General features: G+C 47.7%; 1 protein-coding gene. It reads left to right on the top strand.

What is annotated here, in order from left to right; translation table 11 throughout:
• Positions 1–246: 246 nt before the first annotated feature.
• On the top strand, positions 247–405 hold a 159-nt coding region (locus tag Xvie_RS23520; protein ID WP_339373920.1), incomplete at its 3' end, for a DEAD/DEAH box helicase family protein.

Raw genomic sequence — 405 nt, 5'->3', positions numbered from 1 at the left:
GAAATATGCCCGTAGAACAGCTTGAAATGATACGGTTTCTCAGTTTATTGATTATCAGATAACACGTTAATTTTGGGATGATTACGGCTGTAGTACTAAGAAGGGAAATGCAGCGGGGAGCAAGAAACCGAACAGCGACACTTTGGACGGTAGAACTGATTCGGTTCTTGCGGTCGGCACCAACGAAGAGTTACCTGCGGCAAAGTATCGCACGGTAGCGCAGAAAAATAAACAGGGGGCGAAAGGATGCTAACCATTACCCCCAACTTTGCACAGGAACGCGCACTAAACATGCTGCGTCAGGAGTGGAAGGGTTTTAATTCTTTCATGGTGTATGCCCCGACAGGCGCAGGCAAGACCGGATTAGCGGCTTTCATCACACAGGGTTTTGTATCAAAGCGGAAA

Origin of the sequence: Xenorhabdus vietnamensis (genome assembly GCF_002127535.1) — a bacterium.
GTDB lineage: Bacteria > Pseudomonadota > Gammaproteobacteria > Enterobacterales > Enterobacteriaceae > Xenorhabdus > Xenorhabdus vietnamensis.
Note: the sequence above shows the minus strand (reverse complement) of the source record. Positions and strands in the feature narration are given on the sequence as shown.